Here is a 3,440-nt window from a genome sequence, read left to right on the forward strand (position 1 = left end):
GCGCCGGACAGGCAGGGTCGCCATTGGCGGGCCGCCTGACGGCCGCCGGCATGACGGTGGCGCTGATCGAGCGCAAGCTGGTCGGCGGCACCTGCGTCAACACCGGTTGCATGCCGACCAAGACCATGGTGGCAAGCGCCTATGCCGCGCATCTCGCCCGCCGCGCCGCCGACTATGGCGTGACGCTCGACGGTCCTGTCGGCGTCGACTATCAAAAGGTCAAGGCGCGCAAGGACAAGGTCACCAACGACGCCCGTGGCAATTTGGAGACATGGGTCGCCGGCATGAAGGGCTGCACGCTCTATCGCGGCCATGCCCGCTTCGAATCGGCCAACACGGTGCGTGTCGGCGACGACCTTTTGACCGCCGAAAAGATCTTCCTCAATACGGGTGGCCGCGCCTCGGTGCCGGACCTGCCCGGCATCCATGACATCGACTATCTGACCAACTCCTCGATGATGGATCTCGACGTTTTGCCGCGCCACCTGATCGTCGTCGGCGGCAGCTATATCTCGCTCGAATTCGCGCAGATGTTCCGCCGCTTCGGCTCGGACGTCACCGTCATCGAAAAGAGCCCGCGCCTGACCGGCCGCGAGGACGAGGACGTCTCGGCCGTCATCCTGTCGATCCTCGAGAACGAAGGCATTGCGGTTCACGTCGGCGCCGACGATATCGGCTTCGCCAGACAGGGCGAGGACATTGCCGTGACCTTCTCGGCCGGCCAGCCGCCCGCGATAGGGTCGCATGTGCTGCTGGCGCTGGGACGCACTCCCAACACCGATGACCTCGGCCTCGACAGGGCCGGTGTCGAGGTCGACAAGCGCGGCTTCGTCATTGTCGACGACCAGCTGCGCACCAGCGTGCCCGGCATCTGGGCTATGGGCGATTGCAACGGCAAGGGCGCCTTCACCCACACCTCCTACAACGACTACGAGATCGTCGCCGCCAATCTGCTCGACAATGACCCACGGAGGGTCAGCGACCGCATCGAGGCCTATGCGCTCTACATCGACCCGCCGCTCGGCCGCTGCGGCATGACCGAGACGGCGGTGAGGAAATCCGGACGCCGCGCGCTTGTTGGCCAGCGGCCGATGACGCGCGTCGGCCGCGCCGTCGAGAAGGGCGAGACGCAAGGCTTCATGAAGATCCTGGTCGACGCCGACACCAGGGAGATCCTCGGCTGCTTGGTGCTCGGCCCGGGCGGCGACGAGGCGGTGCATTGCGTGCTCGACCTGATGTACGCCAAGGCGCCGGTCGACACGCTGGCGCGCGCGATGCACATCCACCCGAATGTCTCGGAACTGCTGCCCACCATCGCCCAGGAACTGAAGCCGCTGGCCTGAGCCACTCTCGTCAAGCTCCCGACTTTCTGCATTGCTGCATTGCGGCAATAGACATTGTGCCCGGCGGGGATCCTCGCGCAGTCTGAAATTGAACCGATTCAGCCTGGACCTCCCATGCCCTTGCCGATCCTTGCGCTTGCCATTGCGTCCTTCTGCATCGGCACCACCGAATTCGTCATCATGGGCCTGCTGCCGGAGGTCGCCGCCGATCTCGGCGTGACGATCCCGGCCGCCGGACTGCTGGTCACGGGCTATGCGCTGGGCGTCGTCTTCGGCGCGCCCATCGTCGCCGTGGCCACCGCGCATTTGCCGCGCAAGCCCGTGCTGGTGGGGCTCGCCGCTTTGTTCGTCGTCGGCAATCTCTTCTGCGCCATCGCGCCCAATTACTGGCTGCTGATGGCCGCACGCGTCTTCACCGCTTTCGGCCACGGCGCCTTCTTCGGCATCGGCTCGGTCGTCGCGGCAAGCCTGGTGCCGCGCAACAAACGCGCCAGCGCCATCGCGCTGATGTTCGCCGGCCTGACGCTCGCCAACATCCTCGGCGTTCCGGCCGGCACCGCGCTCGGCGAAGCCTTTGGCTGGCGGGCCACCTTCCTGGCCGTGGTCGGCATCGGCCTGATCTCGGTCGCGGCCATCGCCTGGCTGGTGCCGTCGGACGTCACGGAACCGAGCGGCGGCGGTCTGCGTGCCGAAGTCCGCGTGCTTGGCAAGCTGCAGGTGTGGCTGGCGATGCTGATCGCGGCGCTGACCTCGGCCAGCCTGTTCGCCGTCTTCACCTATATCAAACCCTACCTCACCGACGTGTCGGGCCTGTCGACAGCGGCGGTCACCTGGGTGCTTCTGCTGTTCGGCGCCGGCATGACCATCGGCAACATCATCGGCGGCAGGCTGGCCGACTGGAAACTGATGCCGACGGTGATCGGCACACTGCTGCTGATGGCCCTGCTGTTCCTCGGCTTCATCCAGTTCGGCGCCATCGCCAGCGTCGCCATCGGCATCGTCTTCCTGTGGGGCGTGCTCATCTTCGTCGTCGTGCCGCCGCTGCAGATCCGTGTCGTCGAGGCGGCGTCGGAAGGACCGAACCTTGCCGCCACGCTGAACCAGGGCGCCTTCAATGTCGGCAATGCCGGCGGCGCCTGGATCGGCGGCGTGGCGCTGTCGGCGGGCGTTTCCTATGCCGATTTGCCGCTGGTCGGCGCGGTGCTCGCCCTGCTGGCGGTTGGCGTGGCGGTGCTATCGCAGGCGCTGGACAGGCGCGCGCCGGTCGCCGCCCTCCAGCCTGCCGCCGAATAACTGCCTGTCCTCCCAAAAGTGCGCAGCGGTTTTGGGTCAACGACATGCGGCAAGGCAAAAGACTACTCTTGCGCCCATAGCGCGGCGGGCTGGACCAATCGACATCGGCACCTTCAAATGGGCATGTCTTCTCGCTCTTGATGGAGAACGTCATGCAGAAATCGATCGAACGCATCGCCGGTGACAGCGACGGGGTTTCCTACGAATTCCCCGTGTTCCGCTTCGACGGCGCCGACAAGGCGGCCCCGTCGACCTACCTGCAGGCCGCACTCCATGCCGGCGAATTGCCGGGCGTCGTCGCCATCGATGCGTTGATACCGATGTTGAGCAAGGCCGAGGCCGAAGGTCGTATCAAGGGCAACATCACCATCGTGCCCTGGGCCAACCCGATCGGCCGCGCGCAATATCATTTCGGCGAGCACCAGGGCCGCTTTCATCTGGGCACCCGCACCAACTTCAACCGCGGCTTTCCGCTGCTGGCCGCGCCCGACGCCAGGCTCTTGCCAGACGCCACCTTTGGCGGCGCCGACCAGCGGCTGAAGTCGCGCCTAGTGCAGCTTTCGCTCGGCCACGACATCGTGCTCGACCTGCACTGCGACGACGAGGGCCTTGCCTATCTCTATGTCCACTCCAGCCTCTGGCCAGCCATGGCCGATTGCGCCGCCGCCATGGGCGTCGATGCCGTCGTGCTGTGGAGCGAGGACACCGACGGCACTTTCGAGGGCGCCTCGATCATGCCCTACCAGAACGCATCAGCCGATGTGGCGAAGCTTGACAGGCGCGTCGCCACCACCGTCGAATATC

At 66.0% G+C, this 3,440-nt stretch carries 3 protein-coding genes; all 3 read left to right on the forward strand.

Translation table 11 applies throughout. The features are described 5' to 3' along the window. On the forward strand, nt 1–1,343 hold a 1,343-nt coding region (locus EOA36_RS31035; protein ID WP_127280710.1), incomplete at its 5' end, for an FAD-containing oxidoreductase. A 114-nt stretch (nt 1,344–1,457) separates the two neighbouring features. Continuing rightward, nucleotides 1,458–2,636 (forward strand): MFS transporter, encoded by a 1,179-nt coding sequence (locus EOA36_RS31040; RefSeq protein ID WP_127280711.1) that lies wholly within the window; start codon nt 1,458–1,460, stop codon nt 2,634–2,636. A 152-nt stretch (nt 2,637–2,788) separates the two neighbouring features. Then, nucleotides 2,789–3,440: succinylglutamate desuccinylase/aspartoacylase family protein (locus EOA36_RS31045; RefSeq protein ID WP_145969396.1), on the forward strand; the 652-nt coding region annotated here is incomplete at its 3' end.

It is taken from the genome of Mesorhizobium sp. M8A.F.Ca.ET.021.01.1.1 (genome assembly GCF_003998025.1).
Taxonomy (GTDB): domain Bacteria; phylum Pseudomonadota; class Alphaproteobacteria; order Rhizobiales; family Rhizobiaceae; genus Mesorhizobium.

Coding starts and splice junctions, on each gene's coding strand:
- EOA36_RS31040 (WP_127280711.1), top strand. CDS start 1,458: ATGCCCTTGCCGATCCTTGCGCTTGCCATTGCGTCCTTCTGCATCGGC.